The 17,638-nt window shown below is 48.5% G+C and carries 16 protein-coding genes, 1 tRNA gene and 3 rRNA genes; 7 read left to right on the top strand and 13 right to left on the bottom strand.

From position 1 onward, the window contains the following. Nucleotides 1-218: 218 nt before the first annotated feature. The 3 genes from B5066_RS06495 (at nt 219) to B5066_RS06485 (ending at nt 2,420) form a co-directional block, all read left to right on the top strand. Nucleotides 219-1,100 carry a cation diffusion facilitator family transporter gene (locus tag B5066_RS06495; protein ID WP_079475148.1) on the top strand — a complete coding sequence of 294 codons (882 nt, stop codon included), beginning with the start codon at nt 219-221 and terminating at the stop codon, nt 1,098-1,100. A 198-nt stretch (nt 1,101-1,298) separates the two neighbouring features. Next, nucleotides 1,299-1,709 carry an Rrf2 family transcriptional regulator gene (locus tag B5066_RS06490; protein WP_079475147.1) on the top strand — a complete coding sequence of 137 codons (411 nt, stop codon included), beginning with the start codon at nt 1,299-1,301 and terminating at the stop codon, nt 1,707-1,709. 69 nt (nt 1,710-1,778) lie between these two features. Further along, nucleotides 1,779-2,420 (top strand): NAD(P)-dependent oxidoreductase, encoded by a 642-nt coding sequence (locus B5066_RS06485; protein WP_079475146.1) that lies wholly within the window; start codon nt 1,779-1,781, stop codon nt 2,418-2,420. 30 nt (nt 2,421-2,450) lie between these two features. Here the strand turns inward: B5066_RS06485 and B5066_RS06480 are convergent, their stop codons facing one another. Together B5066_RS06480 and B5066_RS06475 are read right to left on the bottom strand one after the other, a co-directional pair. Beyond that, a complete protein-coding gene (locus B5066_RS06480) occupies nt 2,451-3,311 on the bottom strand; it encodes a DMT family transporter (protein ID WP_179124046.1) in 861 nt (286 codons plus the stop codon). A 58-nt stretch (nt 3,312-3,369) separates the two neighbouring features. Next, the gene (locus B5066_RS06475; RefSeq protein WP_079475144.1) at nt 3,370-3,603 is read right to left on the bottom strand and encodes a hypothetical protein; all 234 of its coding nucleotides are present in this window, start codon (nt 3,601-3,603) and stop codon (nt 3,370-3,372) included. A gap of 145 nt (nt 3,604-3,748) precedes the next feature. On the opposite strand from B5066_RS06475, the gene B5066_RS06470 reads away from it, so the two are divergent. Beyond that, nucleotides 3,749-4,264: a GNAT family N-acetyltransferase gene (locus B5066_RS06470; RefSeq protein WP_079475143.1), complete on the top strand. Its 516-nt coding sequence runs from the start codon at nt 3,749-3,751 to the stop codon at nt 4,262-4,264. A 34-nt stretch (nt 4,265-4,298) separates the two neighbouring features. On the opposite strand, the gene B5066_RS06465 is transcribed toward B5066_RS06470, so the two are convergent. Then, the gene (locus tag B5066_RS06465) at nt 4,299-5,210 is read right to left on the bottom strand and encodes a DMT family transporter (RefSeq protein WP_079475142.1); all 912 of its coding nucleotides are present in this window, start codon (nt 5,208-5,210) and stop codon (nt 4,299-4,301) included. A gap of 209 nt (nt 5,211-5,419) precedes the next feature. Here B5066_RS06465 and B5066_RS06460 point away from each other — a divergent pair, with 209 nt between their 5' ends. Further along, complete coding sequence (locus B5066_RS06460; protein WP_158219215.1) at nt 5,420-6,319, top strand: SurA N-terminal domain-containing protein; 900 nt, start codon at nt 5,420-5,422, stop codon at nt 6,317-6,319. Between the two features lie 95 nt (nt 6,320-6,414). Here the strand turns inward: B5066_RS06460 and B5066_RS06455 are convergent, their stop codons facing one another. From B5066_RS06455 to B5066_RS06445, 4 genes are all read right to left on the bottom strand, one after another. After that, entirely contained in the window at nt 6,415-7,167 is a 753-nt protein-coding gene (locus B5066_RS06455; RefSeq protein ID WP_079475140.1) for a peptidoglycan DD-metalloendopeptidase family protein, read from the bottom strand. 339 nt (nt 7,168-7,506) lie between these two features. After that, nucleotides 7,507-8,160 carry a deoxynucleoside kinase gene (locus tag B5066_RS06450; protein ID WP_079475139.1) on the bottom strand — a complete coding sequence of 218 codons (654 nt, stop codon included), beginning with the start codon at nt 8,158-8,160 and terminating at the stop codon, nt 7,507-7,509. A gap of 80 nt (nt 8,161-8,240) precedes the next feature. Continuing rightward, nucleotides 8,241-8,357, bottom strand: a complete 117-nt coding sequence (locus tag B5066_RS16935; RefSeq protein ID WP_244897356.1) for a GNAT family N-acetyltransferase — start codon at nt 8,355-8,357, stop codon at nt 8,241-8,243. Then, the gene (locus B5066_RS06445; protein ID WP_244897355.1) at nt 8,350-8,778 is read right to left on the bottom strand and encodes a GNAT family N-acetyltransferase; all 429 of its coding nucleotides are present in this window, start codon (nt 8,776-8,778) and stop codon (nt 8,350-8,352) included. Before B5066_RS06445 ends, B5066_RS16935 begins: the two co-directional genes overlap by 8 nt. Before the next feature lie 234 nt (nt 8,779-9,012). Between B5066_RS06445 and B5066_RS06440 the strand changes: the two genes are divergently transcribed. Then, nucleotides 9,013-9,306 carry a hypothetical protein gene (locus tag B5066_RS06440; protein ID WP_143745404.1) on the top strand — a complete coding sequence of 98 codons (294 nt, stop codon included), beginning with the start codon at nt 9,013-9,015 and terminating at the stop codon, nt 9,304-9,306. Nucleotides 9,307-9,339: 33 nt separating this feature from the next. Here the strand turns inward: B5066_RS06440 and B5066_RS06435 are convergent, their stop codons facing one another. The 5 genes from B5066_RS06435 to B5066_RS06415 all read right to left on the bottom strand — a co-directional run bounded on the left by B5066_RS06435 (nt 9,340) and on the right by B5066_RS06415 (nt 15,267). Next, nucleotides 9,340-9,999: a poly-gamma-glutamate hydrolase family protein gene (locus tag B5066_RS06435; RefSeq protein WP_079475137.1), complete on the bottom strand. Its 660-nt coding sequence runs from the start codon at nt 9,997-9,999 to the stop codon at nt 9,340-9,342. A gap of 155 nt (nt 10,000-10,154) precedes the next feature. Next, a tRNA-Thr gene (locus B5066_RS06430) sits at nt 10,155-10,230 on the bottom strand. Nucleotides 10,231-10,383: 153 nt separating this feature from the next. Continuing rightward, nucleotides 10,384-10,500 (bottom strand): 5S ribosomal RNA (rrf, locus tag B5066_RS06425). A 65-nt stretch (nt 10,501-10,565) separates the two neighbouring features. Beyond that, a 23S ribosomal RNA gene (locus B5066_RS06420) occupies nt 10,566-13,499 on the bottom strand. 195 nt (nt 13,500-13,694) lie between these two features. Continuing rightward, nucleotides 13,695-15,267, bottom strand: a 16S ribosomal RNA gene (locus tag B5066_RS06415). The 16S, 23S and 5S rRNA genes sit together here with 1 tRNA gene alongside, the layout of an rRNA operon. Before the next feature lie 401 nt (nt 15,268-15,668). On the opposite strand from B5066_RS06415, the gene B5066_RS06410 reads away from it, so the two are divergent. Further along, on the top strand, nt 15,669-16,526 hold the full coding sequence (locus B5066_RS06410; protein WP_079475136.1) for an HAD family hydrolase: 858 nt from the start codon (nt 15,669-15,671) through the stop codon (nt 16,524-16,526). Between the two features lie 55 nt (nt 16,527-16,581). Here the strand turns inward: B5066_RS06410 and B5066_RS06405 are convergent, their stop codons facing one another. After that, the gene (locus tag B5066_RS06405; RefSeq protein ID WP_079475135.1) at nt 16,582-17,634 is read right to left on the bottom strand and encodes a P-loop NTPase; all 1,053 of its coding nucleotides are present in this window, start codon (nt 17,632-17,634) and stop codon (nt 16,582-16,584) included. Nucleotides 17,635-17,638 lie beyond the last annotated feature (4 nt).

Raw genomic sequence — 17,638 nt, 5'->3', positions numbered from 1 at the left:
TTGTTATATAACTGGTTGATGGGTTTAGTATAACAAATATTACAGACGATTGGGAACAAAAAGCTTGTACTTTATACATTATTACGAACTTTGCCGTAGTGCAAATTTCTTTCCTGTCAATCATTTTTATACCGCCGTGGAAAAACATTGCTGTAGACTCAATGAGAACTTTCCTGCTACTCTATAGGTCGATCACTTGCGCAGGAGGCCCTGGTCTTATGAATGATGAACGTATACGTAATTTAAAACGAGGAGAGCGGGGAGCTATTATCAGCATCTTCGCTTATTTGTTTCTATCTGCTCTAAAGCTCACCGTCGGCCAGCTGGCCAATTCAGCTGCACTACGTGCTGACGGGCTAAATAACTTAACTGATACCATTGCGTCGATCGCTGTGCTGTTTGGGCTCCGCTATTCCCAGAAACCGCCGGACGCTGACCACCCTTACGGCCATTGGAAAGCCGAAATGGTTGCTTCTTTGTTCACTTCCTTTATTATGCTTGCGGTCGGGCTCCAGGTATTTGTGAGCGCTGTTCAGTCTATCCTTGATGGGCCATCCGGGCCTCCCGGCTTAATTTCCGCTTTTGTCGGCGCCTTCGCTGCCGTATGCATGTTTGGTGTTTACACCTATAACAAAAAGTTGTCCAAAAAAATTAACAGTCCCTCTATCATGGCTGCGGCTAAAGATAACTGGAGCGATGCCATGGTGAGCATTGGTACCGTTATCGGCATCATCGGTGCTCAATTTCAATTGTACTGGCTGGACCCACTGACAGCTGCTCTCGTAGGTTTATTAATTATTAAAACTGGCTGGGACGTTTTCCGGGGAGCAGCACTGCAGCTCACAGATGGTTTCGATGAGAATAAAATTGAAGATTACCGGGAAACAATCTCTGAGCTGTACGACGTCCAAAAAGTCCAGAATATAAAAGCAAGGAATTACGGGAATAACACCGTTGTTGATATTACGATTCTAGTAGATCCTTCACTCGATATCCAGGAAGCACACAATACAGCTACGAAAGTGGAGTACGCCTTAATTGAACAGCACGGCGTTCATGACGTACATGTGCACGTAGAGCCGGAGAATGCCGAGCACTAACTCCTTTTCCGCCCAGAAATGCTCCCCGCTCCAATTTCCGGTTCTATTACTGCTAAAATTGGGTATAGATAAAAAGCCCTTAGCCAGCCCTGACTCATATGGAAGCAATAAAACCAAATAATAAATGGTGCTGAACTTTTATAAATAGTTATTCTATGATCGTTTTGTAACCATTAAAGTTACAGGTGGTGATCAGCAATGATAAATACACGATTCTCTGTCGCTGTCCATATTCTTTCGCTGCTTGCGACTAAGCCGGATCAAAGACTTAGCTCCAGTTATATGGCAGCAAGCGTTAATACAAACCCTGTCGTTATCCGCAGGATTTCAGGCATGTTAAAGCAGGCAGGCCTGCTGCAGACAAAGCCCGGCGTCTCTGGTGCTTTAATCTCCAGAAGTCCGGAGGACATTACGCTTCTTGATATTTACCGGGCGGTACAGCAGGAGGACTTACTGTTTTCCACACACAGCAGCCCCAATCCTGACTGCCCTGTTGGCCGAAATATTCAAAACACCCTCGATCAATCATTTAAGAGGGCCCAAAATGCCATGGAAGCAGAACTGCAAAAGCAAACCCTGGCAGATGTGACAGCACATCTCTTTGTATAATATATAAAGAGATGTTTTCTTGTCGTGGATGCAAAGGCTAAAACTATAAATAAAAGGAGTGATTGATTGATGAAAGCAGGCATTATTGGTGCTTCCGGAAAAGCCGGAAGCCGCATTTTAAAAGAAGCAGAAGCCCGGGGCATAGAGGTCACAGCTATTGTGCGGGACGCCTCGAAGCTTTCCGGCCACAGCATGCGTTTAATAGAAAAAGACCTTTTTTCTTTAACGGCTTCTGACATAAAAGATTTTGATGTGCTGGTGAATGCGTTCGGAGCCGGACTCGGAGAAGAAGAAGCCCACGTAGAAGCAGGTCATCACCTCATTTCTATCATCCAGGAAGCTCCTGATACCCGTTTAATCGTGGTAGGTGGTGCCGGCAGCCTGTTTACAGATAACGGAAAAACGACCCAGGTGGTAGAGACACCGGAATTTCCCGAGGCTGTAAAACCGACAGCTAACGGGCAGAGCCGCAACTTACAGGAGCTGCAGCAGGCAACCGGCATACGCTGGACGTTTATCAGCCCGGCTGTAAACTTTGACGTAGAAGGCAGGCGTACTGGTTCCTACTCTACTTCCCAGGATGTTCTGCCGCTTAACAGCGACAAAGAAAGCTATCTCAGCTATGCAGATTACGCTGTGGCAGTTGTCGATGAAATAGAATCCCCCGTTCACGAAAACCAGCGCTTCGCAGTTGTTGGCGAACGCCAGTAAAAAATCCGCCGGAAAACGGCGGATTTTTTATTATAGACGAAGAAAAACAATCCCAATAAGGACAACTGCAAGTATTACCGCCTGGTACCTCGTAATACGCTCCTGTAGATATAACATCGAAAGCACCGCTACTAACAGCGCGTGGGCTGCAAATAAAGGTGAAACAATACTTGCCGGCCCTTCCCGGAGAGCTGCAGCGTACAGCTGCATCCCCCCAAATGAAAAAATGCCTGTAACCAGTCCCCAGCTAAATGCCTTTCCCGTATGTACAGGAGCACCGGAACGAGCTCGCTGCTGCTTTTTGCGGTGCCATCCGTATAACGAGTAAACCATGCCAAGCAGATAGCCTGCAAGCAACACCGGGGTATTCTCAAGGCCGGCTTCTTCTGTGATTTTCAGTCCTCCGTTACGAAAAAACATGAACAATGTCGCAGTTAAAATAAAGCCATACCATGCTCTGCTCTTTATCGAAAAGTCTTCTTTGGGATCCAAAGGCAGTATCGCGATAGCTGCCATAATTAAACCAATGCCTGCGTACTGAACTGCCCCGATCTGCTCTCCATAGACAAATAAGCCTAAAAGAACAATCAGCAGAATATTTGTATTCACCAGCGGAGAAGACAGGCTGGCGGGACCAACATTTAAAGCTTTCATGTATAGAAGGTTGCCAAAAGCGGATCCAGCTCCCACCATCACCCCGCCGAGAAGCACTGCTAGACTCAAATGCAGTGTCCCCTCCATTAGGGCATAACCGAAAAAACCGAGGCTCCCACTCGTATAGAGCCCTGTCAAAAATGGCATTAACGGCAGCTGCCAAAAAGAATTAACCTTCATGAAAAAAGAAGAAAAACCAAATACAACGGCACTTAACAGCGCTAAAATAAACCACATGATCCGCACTCCCATTTATTCTTATGTACGAAGAAGCCGCCGCCGGGGCAGCTTCTTTTTATAATAAATAAAATACGTGACCGTACTTATCCACTCTGGAATTCGTACCATTAAAATAAACTGTTCCTTCTTGTGGTTCAAAAGGATCCTTTGTTTCAAAATCTACTTTAAAATAAGGAGAGCCGTCTATTGGTTCATAATGCTCACACCTGTACTTTAACGTGATTTCATCATTCACCTGGATACGGTCGCTGCCGGCGATCCCGGAATCAAAAACTACTTTTAGTGTCATGCTTTACTCTCCCTCCTGTTTTAACCTCTTCGGCTATTCTCTTTATGATCTTCCAGATATATTCCCGGCACTTCCGTTCTTTATACATTATGATTGCGAAAAGACTGAAATTGTATTACTTTTAAGCAGGGAAAGGAGATTTTCTATGAGCATTCGTCCAGCTAAAGAAGCCGATATTCATACGATTACCGAAATATACAATGATGCTATCCTGAACACAACTGCTGTCTACGATTACCATCCCTATTCGACAGAAAACCGGCTGGAGTGGCTCCGTACAAAAAAACAGCAGGACCTCCCAGTTTTTGTTTATGAACAAAATGGAAAAATACAGGGATATGCTACTTACGGCCCGTTCCGCCCCTGGGCAGCTTTCAAATACTCTATTGAGCATTCGGTATATGTCCACCCCGAGTCCCGCGGGGCCGGGGTCGGCCGCACCCTGCTTCGCACATTGATCGACCATGCGGAAAAGGAAGGGTTCGCTACTATGATCGCCGGCATCGATTCTTCCAACCCGGGCAGCATCTATCTGCATGAAACTGAAGCTTTTGAATACGTCGGCACGGTCAAAAAAGCCGGATATAAGTTTGAACGCTGGCTTGACCTTGTTTTTTACCAACGTGCTCTATCGGGACCAGAAGCGCCCGTAGAGCATTAACCGCTGCCTCTCCCGATACGGGGGAAGCAGCTTTTTACAGTCTTCTTTTCTTCTTTCCTTCCGGAAACCGTTTCGGTCTTCCCTGCGTGGTGAGCAGAACTCCGGCTATAACAATCAGTGCTCCAATCACTTTGGCCGGTGTTAGTGTTTCCCCGAGCCAGAGCACCGCCCCTGCCATCGTTACTACCGGTAGGAAATTCAGGAAAACTGAAGCCTTTGAGGCCCCGAGCTGATCGACGGCCCGATTATAAAACAACAGGGCAATGAAGCCCGGAAAGAGGCCCAGATACATCAGGCTTGGCAGCTGCTCGCCTAAGGCGAACGAAGGCACGCCGAGAAGAAGCCACTCCATAGTAATAAAAGGAACTAAAATTACAACCGATGCTCCTGTCATTACAAGCAGCACGCCGTAAGGTGGAAACAGGTGCATATAGCGCTTCACAGCGATGGAATAAATGGACCAGCAGGCGACGGCCCCTATCATAATACCGTCGCCGGCGTTCCAGTTCATTTCTGTTATAGCAAATAATCTGCCGTTCATCACCACCCATAGTGCCCCTGTAATCGAGAGCACGACGCCAATCCATTGAATATAGCGAAGCCTTTCTTTTAAAATATATGTACTTAATAAAACAGTTACTGCCGGGATTATTGTTTCCAATACAGAAACGTTAGTAGAAGAAGTAAATTGAAGCGCACCATAGATGAATGTATTAAAAAACGTTACACCTGTCACAGTTAACAGCAACAACGGCAGCTTATGCTCCCAAAATACATTTCGTGCCCTCCAGGCGCTTTTCCAGCCCAGGGGAACAATGCACAAAAAAGCAATCAGCAGCCGAAAGAAAGCTATTGTAAAAGGTGGGAGATCATTTATGGCCTTTCCTACCAAAATATTTCCAGAATAAAAAAATACCACCATAATAAGCATAAAATACGCAGCCATGTGTTTGTCCTCCTCTTTCAACCGTACTATTCCAGCTATTTATCAGGAATTTTGAGATTTGCCGACATTCTTTCGTAACTTTCAATACTTTTTTCTTCTTTTACAAGTTTTCATAATAATTATACATTTTTATAGACTGTTAAAGCATACAGGAGTAACGGCGTGTGTTACAATGCCCGGAGAGCATACAATGGAGAGGAGAAATCAGAGTGAGCAAAAAATGGATTCTGAGCACAGGCCTCGCCTTGTCGGTGGCAATTATTGGCGCCTGCAGCAACGGCGACGGCGGGGAAAATTCCTCTGATAATAATAACGGAAACGAAGAACAACAGTCAGAGGAAAGCTCCAATAACAACAATGATAACAACCAGCAGGAAGAATCAGGCGAAGGATCCTCTGATCAACAAGCTTCCGGCAATAACCAAGACTCTGGTAACAATCAGAACTCCAATGAACAGCAGTCTGAAGACTTACCTGAACCGGATTTAAGCGATGTGCCTGATGTAGTCGCTACCGTGAATGGAGAAGAAATCACCAAAGAGGAATTCGAGCCGATCTTTACTACTAACTACGAGCAGTATGCTGCGCAAGCTGCTGCATCCGGTAACCAAAGTAATGAAGAGCTCCAATCAACCCTGAAAGAACAAACAGCTGAATCCCTTATTAACCAGGAACTTTTAGTACAGGAAGCTGAAGCAGGGGATTATGAGGTTAGTGAAGAAGATGTAGAGGAGCAGATAAGCTCTATCAAAGAACAGTTTGAATCTGATGAAGAATATCAGCAAGCCCTTGAAGAGCAGGGGTACACAGAAGAAGAATTACGCGAGGAAGCACGCACCTCCCTTCAGATACAGGCTCTTTTAGATGAAGAGCTTGAAGATGTTGAAGTTACCGATGAAGAAGTAGAAGAAATGTACAACCAGATGACTCAAGGCCAGGGCGAAGATGCTGGCTCTCTTGAAGACCTGCGTCCGCAGATCGAACAGCAGCTTCAATCTCAAAAACGCTCTGAGCAACAGCAGGAATACACCGATCAGCTGCGTGAAGATGCAGAAATCGAAAACAACGTTGCTTCCGAATCAGAAGGAAATAGTAATTCTGAAGAGTAACTGATTTTAAGTCCCGGCCGCAAAGCCGGGGCTTTTTTATATAATCAAAACAGCGCATCCTCTTGTCCAGAGGATGCGCTGTGCTTGAACTCCTTTTAGAAAGAAACGTAGGAACGCGGATTAACAGCGTTTGATTTTGCGCCGTTCCATGCACCTTCATGTACTTCAAAATGCAGATGTCTGCCCGTGCTTCGGCCAGTGTTCCCCATAACACCGATACTTTCTCCCTGGGATACCGCTTCCCCATTCGAGACATGAATCGAATTTAAATGTGCATAAAGCGTGTTATACGTTTGGCCGTTCAAAGTATGCTCTAAGATAATCGTATTGCCGTAGCCATTCATTGTACCGGCATATGTTACTGTGCCGGCAGCAGAAGCAGAAATACTGGGACTGCCGCCATACCCAATGTCAATTCCGTTATGGGTCCCGCTGCCGCGTTGCCCGTACTCAGATGTTACAGGGCCGGAAGCCGGAAGCGCAAATCCAGAACTGTTATATGTAGACTCTGCGGCTACTGCCTTATTATCTGACTCTTCAGAACTGCTTTCCCCTGTACTCGATTCGCCTAAATCCATTTCCCCAAACGTTTCAGGACCAGCAACGCCATCTACAGATATACTTTGTGCTGCCTGAAAGGATTCCACGCCCTGCTTTGTCAGCGGGCCAAAAATACCATCTACGGGGCCTGCTTCGTAGCCTTTATCATTTAGCCATTGTTGTAGCTCTGAGACATCTGAATCTTCCATTCCCGATTTAAGGTTCTGATCCCCAATCGAAGCATCTGCTACAGAGGGGGCAAATAAAATTGCAGCCGCTACTGCTGAACTCATTACAAACTTTTTCATATATAGTGCGCGTTGGATTATTAACAGTATTGCCTTTAGGCACGTTGATGGTTCTTATATGTATAAATTCTCCCTGTTAATAAGTAACGCTGTCACCTCCTAGTTTTTTGTTTGTTATGTGTTACTTACGGCTTAGTATACGCAGCGGCTTTCAACCCTACAAGGTCTTACATATTGTTGTTAGAAAACTGTAAACTATTACAATTTTTTGAAATATGAGTGCAATGATTGTCATGCAATAATATTCAATATTTATCCTTTTCCATACTTTTCCTTCATATTTTTCTAATTATATAAGAAATAGCTCCCGGAGACTTTATTCCCGGGAGTTTTCATTTTTTATATTTTGTTTTTAGCTTGCAACAGATCTTTTACCTGTTCCACTAGGGCTTCTGCATCCTGCGGATTATGCACAACGTCCGTCTTATCCATATCTACAATTAAAGTATCACTAGCACTGTAGTAATTTTCCAGCCAGTCGTCGTAGCCTTCCCAGAGCTTCCGGTAATACTCCACCAGCTCTTCGTCCTGTTCAAAATCCCGTCCACGCTTAAAAATCCGATCCATGACTGTTTCAAAAGAGCCACGCAGATACACATTAAGATCTGGAGCTTTTTTGTAAGGAAGGCCGTCAATTTCCTTCATCATTTCTTCAAGCAGGCCTTCGTAAACAGAAAATTCCATGTCATTAATGTTTCCAAGATCACGATTAATTTTCGTAAAATACCAGTCTTCATAAATACTGCGATCTAAAATCGCATCATCATCCTTATACGCCTGTTTGATCGATTGGAATCTCGTCCGGAGAAAATAGAGCTGGAGCAGGAATGGGTACCGCTTTTCATTAATTTCTTGTTGATCCGCCTTGTAAAACAGAGGAAGAATCGGATTTTCTGATACATGCTCATAGTACACTTTCGAATCCAAGCCATCTCCGAGTATCTGGGCGACACTCGTTTTGCCAATTCCAATCATTCCGCTTACAACAATCACCAAAAATAACCCCTCAATCTAATTATGGATTTGCACACATTGCACTATTATAATATACTTCATCGCGCGGTGGCGACCATTTAATTTTTCCATTCTTCGTTCAGCAGGCTGTACACTACAATATCCACGTACCGGTCCCGCAGCCAGTGTTCCTGGCGCAGTACCCCTTCCTGTTTGAACCCCAATCTCTCAGGCACGGCTTTTCGCATTGGCGGCAGCAACTTTAATAACGATTTTATTTAATCCAAGCTGGTCAAATCCATAAGAAATCAAGGCGCCTGTGACCGCCGTAATAATGCCTTTCCCCTGATAATCTTTCCCGAGCCAGTAACCGATTTCCCCGAGATTGTTTTGTTGGTCGAGACGGTTAAAACCAGCTACTCCGATAATGCTTTCTCGAAACACAATAGCATCAGAAACCGCTTTTTGCTCCGCCCAGCCCAAGCGTGCCTCATGAATGAATGCTCTTGTGTCCTTCTCTTCGTTAGTGTGATCCACCCACGGCAGCCACTCTTTTAGATGTTCCCGGGAGTTGTCTGTCAGCGAAAAAATAGCCGGAGCGTCCGATGGCTCGAGTAATTTTAAATAAAGCTCTTCGTAAATTTGATATGTAAACATAAAAACCTCCTCTCTTTCCCCCTTTTATTATAAAAGTTACTGCCTGTGCGTTATACTGGCTCCAGGATCAAAATTACCGGACTTTTGAAAAAGCGGGGGCCCCCCGAGCGTCCCCGACGCCATTTCCGGCTGTCAAAAACGCAAAGGCAAAAAATTTTTGTGCTTGTAACTGCCGCCCGTGCTCCAGTTTATTTTTAAACTCTTAAAATCATCTATAGTTAACAAATAAGGGAGGTGCTCACACTGCCTGGCCTGCGACGCATTGGTGTTATTTGCTTTATAGTTATGCTTGTATTTGGAATGGGGGTGGTCTATCAAGCCCTGACATGGGAACTCGGCGACCGGGCTCATGAAATACTTCGCTTTGGCTTTTACCTTTCAGCGTTTATTACTTTATCTTTTGCTGCAGCTATCACAATCCGTGATCCACGGACAAGAGTCAATACAGCAGCATTACTGGGTGGAGGTCTTTTCGGTATTTTATTCGCTGTAAACGCAGGTATTGCTTTTTATCAGTTTTTTATGTAAATAACCGGGCTGTTAAGCCAGCCTGGTTGTTATTTATTTAGACACCTGGACTTCTCTCGTACGAATAGCGTTTTGTGCCTGCATCATAGCTTTTCCAATCGCTTCAGCATACGCATAAAAAGCCGGAAGGCGGTTACCTCTATTTGCACTGCGAAAATCATTATTAACAAAAAAAGCACGGCGCTGGGCAGAGCTGATCTCAAGCTGGACGCCTTGATTTCTCCCGTTTTTGTTACAAATATTCCCACTGTACTTTCCTTTTATTGCCGAGGGCGGCTCAAAATCCACATTAAAACCTGCAACGGTCAGTTCGGCACCTATGAATCCCGCGGTAAATGTATCCAGCCCGCCTATATAAGTTTTTTCTTCCTGGTCCCGGTACCCATGAAGAGTAACTGTAAATAACGCCTCAGCAGCAAAGCAGAGAGCTCTTGGTTCATCGAAATGTGTCGAACGGAGGTGCAGAGTTCTGTTATCAGTACGCTTTTTAGCACGAAAATCATATCCCGAAAAGTAATAGCTGCAATGAAGCTCTTCGACCAGTTCGCTGGTCCCTGCTTCAATCGCTCCTCCATGTGGAGCCAGGGCCGCTAGAGAGTTATTTTTTCCTGGCAGCACACGTATTTCATAATCCCGGCCTTCTAATTCAGAGGCTTGTAACTCAGTATAATCAGCGTACTTCTTTTTCCTCATTTAACTTTCACCACCGCTTCTTTAACAGTAACCGTTCCTTTTCCGGAACGAATATAGTTTACCCTATTCTCGCGTTTTTTAAAATAACATGTGTCGAAACTATTCAAAATAAAAAAACCAGCCCGCATGGCGGACTGGCGTTGTTATTGAGTTAATGGAGCTTCCTACCGGATTCGAACCGGTGACCTCATCCTTACCATGGATGCGCTCTACCTGCTGAGCTAAGGAAGCAAATAAAATATTCTAATTATATGTACACTCCTGCATGTCCGGAGCAGACACAAATACTATTGTAAAGAGCTTTGAGGCCATAGTCAACCTTATTTATTAAATCATTTCATATGATAAAAGCCTTTCTCTCCAGTAAGAGAAAAAGGCTTTGGTGCCCGGCAGCGATCTACTTTCACGGGGGGAGAGCCCCCGGCTATCATCAACGCTGAAGAGCTTAACTTCCGTGTTCGGCATGGGAACGGGTGGGGCCTCTTCGCTGTTGCCACCGGACCGGCCCGTCGGGCCCTGACAACCAAATACCGAGACCGCGGCCACCGCCGCGTATCGTGCTGAGCGTGGATAAGACTTCGACCGATTAGTATCCGTCCGCTGCACATGTCGCCATGCGTCCACGCCGGACCTATCTACCTCGTCATCTCCAAGGGGTCTTATCTCCGTAGAGGGGAAAGGTCATCTTAAGGGGGGCTTCATGCTTAGATGCTTTCAGCACTTATCCCGTCCACACGTAGCTACCCAGCAGTGCTCCTGGCGGAACAACTGGTACACCAGCGGTGTGTCCATCCCGGTCCTCTCGTACTAAGGACAGCTCCTTTCACCTTTCCTGCGCCCGCGACGGATAGGGACCGAACTGTCTCACGACGTTCTGAACCCAGCTCGCGTACCGCTTTAATGGGCGAACAGCCCAACCCTTGGGACCTACTTCAGCCCCAGGATGCGATGAGCCGACATCGAGGTGCCAAACCTCCCCGTCGATGTGAACTCTTGGGAGAGATTAGCCTGTTATCCCCAGGGTAGCTTTTATCCGTTGAGCGACGGCCCTTCCATGCGGTGCCGCCGGATCACTAAGCCCGACTTTCGTCCCTGCTCGACTTGTGGGTCTCGCAGTCAAGCTCCCTTGTGCCTTTGCACTCTGCGAATGATGTCCGACCATTCTGAGGGAACCATTGGGCGCCTCCGTTACTGTTTGGGAGGCGACCGCCCCAGTCAAACTGCCCACCTGACACGGTCCCGAGGCCGGATCACGGCCTGCGGTTAGAATGTCGATACCACCAGGGTAGTATCCCACCAGCGCCTCCTCCGAACCTGGCGGTCCGGATTCGATGGCTCCTACCTATCCTGTACAAGTGGTACCCACATCCAATGTCAAGCTACAGTAAAGCTCCATGGGGTCTTTCCGTCCTGTCGCGGGGAACCTGCATCTTCACAGGTATTATAATTTCACCGGGTCTCTCGTTGAGACAGTGCCCAAGTCGTTGCACCTTTCGTGCGGGTCGGAACTTACCCGACAAGGAATTTCGCTACCTTAGGACCGTTATAGTTACGGCCGCCGTTTACTGGGGCTTCAATTCGGCGCTTCTCCCCCCGGAGGGGGATAACGCCTCCTCTTAACCTTCCAGCACCGGGCAGGTGTCAGCCCCTATACTTCGCCTTACGGCTTCGCAGAGACCTGTGTTTTTGATAAACAGTCGCTTGGGCCCTTTCACTGCGGCTCCCTGGGGCTATGCACCCCGGGGAGCACCCCTTCTCCCGAAGTTACGGGGTCCTTTTGCCGAGTTCCTTAACGAGAGTTTTCCCGCGCGTCTTAGAATACTCATCCCACCTACCTGTGTCGGTTTACGGTACGGGCACCACGTTCCTCGCTAGAGGCTTTTCTTGGCAGGGTAGGTGCCGGCCCTTCGGGCCCCGTAGGGCCCTCCTGGTCACCGCTTGGCCGTCTGGGGGAGGGATTTGCCGCTCCCCCGGCCTTGCCAGCTTCAACGCGCATGTCCATTAGCGCGCGGCCGTGCCTGCCTGCGTCCCCCCATCACTCAAATGGAACGGAGGTGGTACAGGAATATCAACCTGTTTTCCATCGCCTACGCCTATCGGCCTCGGCTTAGGACCCGACTAACCCTGAGCGGACGAGCCTTCCTCAGGAAACCTTGGGTTTTCGACGGAAGGGATTCTCACCCTTCTTTTCGCTACTCATACCGGCATTCTCACTTCCAGGCGCTCCACCGGTCCTCACGGTCCGGCTTCGGGGCCCCTGGAACGCTCCCCTACCATCTCTCCCATGCGGGAGAGTCCACGGCTTCGGTGCTGCGTTTAGCCCCGGTACATTGTCGGCGCAGAGTCACTCGACTAGTGAGCTATTACGCACTCTTTCAATGATGGCTGCTTCTAAGCCAACATCCTAGTTGTCTAAGCAACTCCACATCCTTTTCCACTTAACGCAGACTTAGGGACCTTAGCCGGTGGTCTGGGCTGTTTCCCTCTCGACGACGGATCTTAGCACTCGCCGTCTGACTCCCGGGCAGCAAGTCACTGGCATTCGGAGTTTGACTGAATTCGGTAATCCGGGAAGGACCCCTCGTCCAATCAGTGCTCTACCTCCAGGACTCTCGTACCCGAGGCTAGCCCTAAAGCTATTTCGGGGAGAACCAGCTATCTCCAGGTTCGATTGGCATTTCACCGCTACCCACGACTCATCCCCGCAATTTTCAACTTGCGTGGGTTCGGGCCTCCAGCCAGTGTTACCTGGCCTTCACCCTGGTCATGGGTAGATCACCTGGTTTCGGGTCTACGCCCGCCTACTTGATCGCCCTCTTCAGACTCGCTTTCGCTGCGGCTCCGCCTTTGCGGCTTAACCTTGCAGACGAGCGTAACTCGCCGGTTCATTCTACAAAAGGCACGCCGTCACCCCTTAACGGGCTCCGACTTCTTGTAGGCACACGGTTTCAGGATCTGTTTCACTCCCCTTCCGGGGTGCTTTTCACCTTTCCCTCACGGTACTGGTTCACTATCGGTCACTAGGGAGTATTTAGCCTTGGGAGATGGTCCTCCCAGCTTCCGACGGGATTTCTCGTGTCCCGTCGTACTCAGGATACCCCCGGCGGGGGGAGGATGCCGGCTACCGGGCTGTTACCGTCTCTGGCGGGCCGTTCCAGGCCGCTTCGCCTATCCTCCCCGCCTGCCGTGCGGGGGTCCTACAACCCCGGGATGCAAGCATCCCGGTTTGGGCTGATTCCGTTTCGCTCGCCGCTACTCGGGAAATCGCGTTTGCTTTCTCTTCCTCCGGGTACTAAGATGTTTCAGTTCTCCGGGTCTACCGTCCGCCGCCTATGTGTTCAGCGGCCGGACGCCTTCCCATGACGGAAGGCGGGTTCCCCCATTCGGACATCTCCGGATCAAAGCTTACGTACAGCTCCCCGGAGCGTTTCGCCGTTCGTCGCGTCCTTCATCGGCTCCTAGTGCCAAGGCATCCACCGTGCGCCCTTTTCTTCTTAACCACTCGATACGCGGTCATTCTTCGACGCGGCCGCCGGTTCGTAAACCGGCCGCCTTGTGTTGCTTGTGTGTTGGTCTCGGTATTCGGTTGTCAAGGTCCCACGTGCCAAAAACAAATAGAGAGATCGTGTCTCTCAAAAGGAAAGCCAAGCCAGGCCCCTGCCCGGTCCCTGCGGGACCGGGGTCATGCTCCATAGAAAGGAGGTGATCCATCCCCACCTTCCGGTAGGGATACCTTGTTACGACTTCACCCCAATCATCTGCCCCACCTTCGGCGGCTGGGTCCCAGCAGGGTTCCCTCACCGACTTCGGGTGTTGCAAACTCTCGTGGTGTGACGGGCGGTGTGTACAAGGCCCGGGAACGTATTCACCGCGGCATGCTGATCCGCGATTACTAGCGATTCCGGCTTCATGCAGGCGAGTTGCAGCCTGCAATCCGAACTGAGAATGGCTTTTCTGGATTGGCTCCCCCTCGCGGGTTCGCTTCCCGTTGTACCATCCATTGTAGCACGTGTGTAGCCCAGATCATAAGGGGCATGATGATTTGACGTCATCCCCACCTTCCTCCGGTTTGTCACCGGCAGTCACCTTAGAGTGCCCAACTGAATGCTGGCAACTAAGATTAGGGGTTGCGCTCGTTGCGGGACTTAACCCAACATCTCACGACACGAGCTGACGACAACCATGCACCACCTGTCATTCCGTCCCCCGAAGGGGAACCGCCTCTCTCGAGGCGTAGCGGAAGATGTCAAGATCTGGTAAGGTTCTTCGCGTTGCGTCGAATTAAACCACATGCTCCACCGCTTGTGCGGGCCCCCGTCAATTCCTTTGAGTTTCAACCTTGCGGTCGTACTCCCCAGGCGGAGTGCTTAATGCGTTAGCTTCGGCACTACGGGTATCGAAACCCCTAACACCTAGCACTCAGCGTTTACGGCATGGACTACCAGGGTATCTAATCCTGTTTGCTCCCCATGCTTTCGCACCTCAGCGTCAGGTACAGACCAGAGAGTCGCCTTCGCCACTGGTGTTCCTCCACATATCTACGCATTTCACCGCTACACGTGGAATTCCACTCTCCTCTTCTGTCCTCAAGTTTCGCAGTTTCCAATGGCCTTCCACGGTTGAGCCGTGGCCTGTCACATCGGACTGACGAAACCGCCTGCGTGCCCTTTACGCCCAATAATTCCGGACAACGCTTGCCCCCTACGTATTACCGCGGCTGCTGGCACGTAGTTAGCCGGGGCTTTCTGGACAGGTACCGTCAGCACGCCAGCCTGTTCGACTGGCGTGGGTTCTTCCCTGTCAACAGAGCTTTACGATCCGAAAACCTTCATCACTCACGCGGCGTTGCACCGTCAGGCTTTCGCCCATTGCGGATGATTCCCTACTGCTGCCTCCCGTAGGAGTCTGGGCCGTGTCTCAGTCCCAGTGTGGCCGATCACCCTCTCAGGTCGGCTACGCATCGTCGCCTTGGGGAGCCCTTACCTCTCCAACTAGCTAATGCGCCGCGGGCCCATCGGACTGCGCAAGGATCCGAAGATCCCTGCTTTGCCGCTGACCTCAGGCGAGGTCAGGGCGTATTGGGCATTAGCCCCGGTTTCCCGGGGTTATTCCCATCAGTCCGGCAGGTTGCCCACGTGTTACTCACCCGTCCGCCGCTCGTTCCACCGGTTTCCTCCCGAAGGAGTCCGCCGGCTTCCCGCGCTCGACTTGCATGTATTAGGCACGCCGCCAGCGTTCGTCCTGAGCCAGGATCAAACTCTCCGTAAAAAGTTTGATGCTGTGGCATCAGTGATGCCCTAAAAAAGTGTTGCTTTTGATTGGGGCTCTGGCTTGTCTTTCCTTTTCAAAGAACGATCTGCCGCTCAAAGCGACAATTAATATCATACCAAGTAGGCAAATGAAAGTCAACAACAATTTATAAATTTTATTATTTCCGGTTGTTGCTTTCCACTTCTCTCGGAAGCGCATGTATAAATATATCACCGTGGCTCTAAGCGGTCAACAATTTTTAATAATTTCTTTAAAAAAATTTAAAAATAAATTAAAGTACAATTATCTATTACCTTCTCTCCTTTTTTATAGGTCTTTCCTTTTTATTCTGATTACTAATTGCGCCGGATTTTATGCTATTCTAGTGGTATGTAAGGGAGAAAGGAGAGAATTGACCATTGGCTGATATCCACTGGAACGATAAAGAATTATTAATCTTTGATCTGGATGGCACGCTATATGAAGATACTGAACACTTTGACTACTATGCTGAACGACTGGGTGCTTTTATTCCAGAAAAAAAGAGGATCACGTTTTTTACCGAATACGACGCTGTTCAAAAAGGTGAACGGGCTCTGCAGATAGGTACAGCTTACGATGCAGAAAAAGACCGGGTGCTCTATCTCGATCCAGTGTCTGCCCAGCCAATCAAAGTGGTCAGTTGGTCCGGAAAAGAAATGGACCCTTCTATATGGAAAAAAGAGTATGCAGGCTTTCCATTCGATTTTGATAAAAAAATAGCTATTGGGGATGGATGGTGGACGCCCCACGCTACTGCCAGGCATTTTGGCGTTTCGAAGGAAGAAGCCTATGCTGCTTACGTAGAAACTAAAACATATATGTCATCTGAAGCTTTCCAGTTGTCCCACACGCCTTCACTCCGATCCGGCCTGCAATGGCTCCAATCTAACGGTAAGCAGATGGTGTTAGTTACCAATAGTGATGATGAAGATGCAGAAGCCATTTTGCAGCAATTAAATCTTCAAGACCTGCTGCCTCCTTACACTAGAATTACCTCCGCCAATAAGCCGGCAGAAACGAAGGATCATTACAAACAGCTAATGGAAGAATACCGGGTGAATCCCCAGGAAACAATGGTCATCGGAGATAACCTGATGAATGATGTGATGCCCGGGGTTCTCCTTGGAATTGAAAGCATTCATATCAGTCCGTTAACTGAGTTTTCTTCTAAGTATGTTTATACGGTCCCTTCTCTCCAGCAGCCGATGGAAGAGCTTATTCAATATAATAAATAGAAAGAAAAAGAAGCCGCCTGCAAATTTCTGCAGGCGGCTTCTTTTCAATTAACTTTTATTCAGTCGGCACTTTCTTCATAATAGTCGATGCCAGTTCATCATACAGCTCACCAATTGGGTGTTCCAGCTGATATACTGACGGAGCGAACACGCTATCGTCTTCAAGCGGCTGCCCGAGGGGAACCCGGCTTAGGATACCGACTTTTAACTCTTCAGCCAAACGGTCTGCCCCGCCTTCGCCAAAGACGTACTCTTTCTCACCGCTGCGGCTTTCATAATAGGCCATATTCTCAATGATCCCTAATACACGGTGGTTGGTTTTAATCGCCATCGCTCCGGCACGGGCCGCTACAAATGCTGCAGTCGGATGCGGAGTAGTAACAATGATTTCCTGGCTTTCAGGCAGGGTAGTGTGAACATCGAGTGCCACATCTCCTGTGCCTGGTGGAAGATCCAGCAATAGATAATCGAGATCGCCCCACTCTACTTCATTAAAGAAATTATTGAGCATTTTTCCAAGCATAGGGCCTCTCCAGACCACCGGAGCGTTGTCCTCCACAAAGAATCCCATCGATATAACTTTAACTCCAAAACGTTCTACCGGATAGATCCGCTCGTCTTGAACTTTCGGGCGTTCTTCAATGCCCATCATGTCCGGTACGCTGAACCCGTAAATGTCTGCGTCGATAATACCCACTTTTTTTCCGGCACGAGCCAGTGCTACAGCAGTGTTTACTGTAACCGTAGATTTACCAACGCCGCCTTTTCCGCTGGCAATCGTAATAAACTGGGTTTTATTATCCTCAGATAAAATCTTCGGCCCTTCTTCACCTTTGAGACCCCCGGCTTTTTCTACTTCTTCGGGCTCAAGGGTTTCAAAACGGAGCCCTACTGAGTCAGCACCAGCCTCTTTGATCGTATCCACCACCTGCTGCTGCATCTGCATCTGTTCAGGCGTACCTGTTTTCGCCAATGCTATCTTTAAACGCACTTTGCTGTCTTCTTTTACACTGATACTGCGAATACCACCGGTTTCAGCGATCGGCTTGCCCAAATCAGGATCTTCTATGGACTGAAGTGCTTCGCGCACCTGTTCTTCTGTAATCACATTG

Source organism: Marinococcus halophilus, from assembly GCF_900166605.1.
Taxonomy (GTDB): Bacteria; Bacillota; Bacilli; order Bacillales; family Marinococcaceae; genus Marinococcus; species Marinococcus halophilus.
The sequence above is the reverse complement of the archived record's forward strand: the minus strand, read 5'-3'. Positions and strand labels throughout refer to the sequence as shown.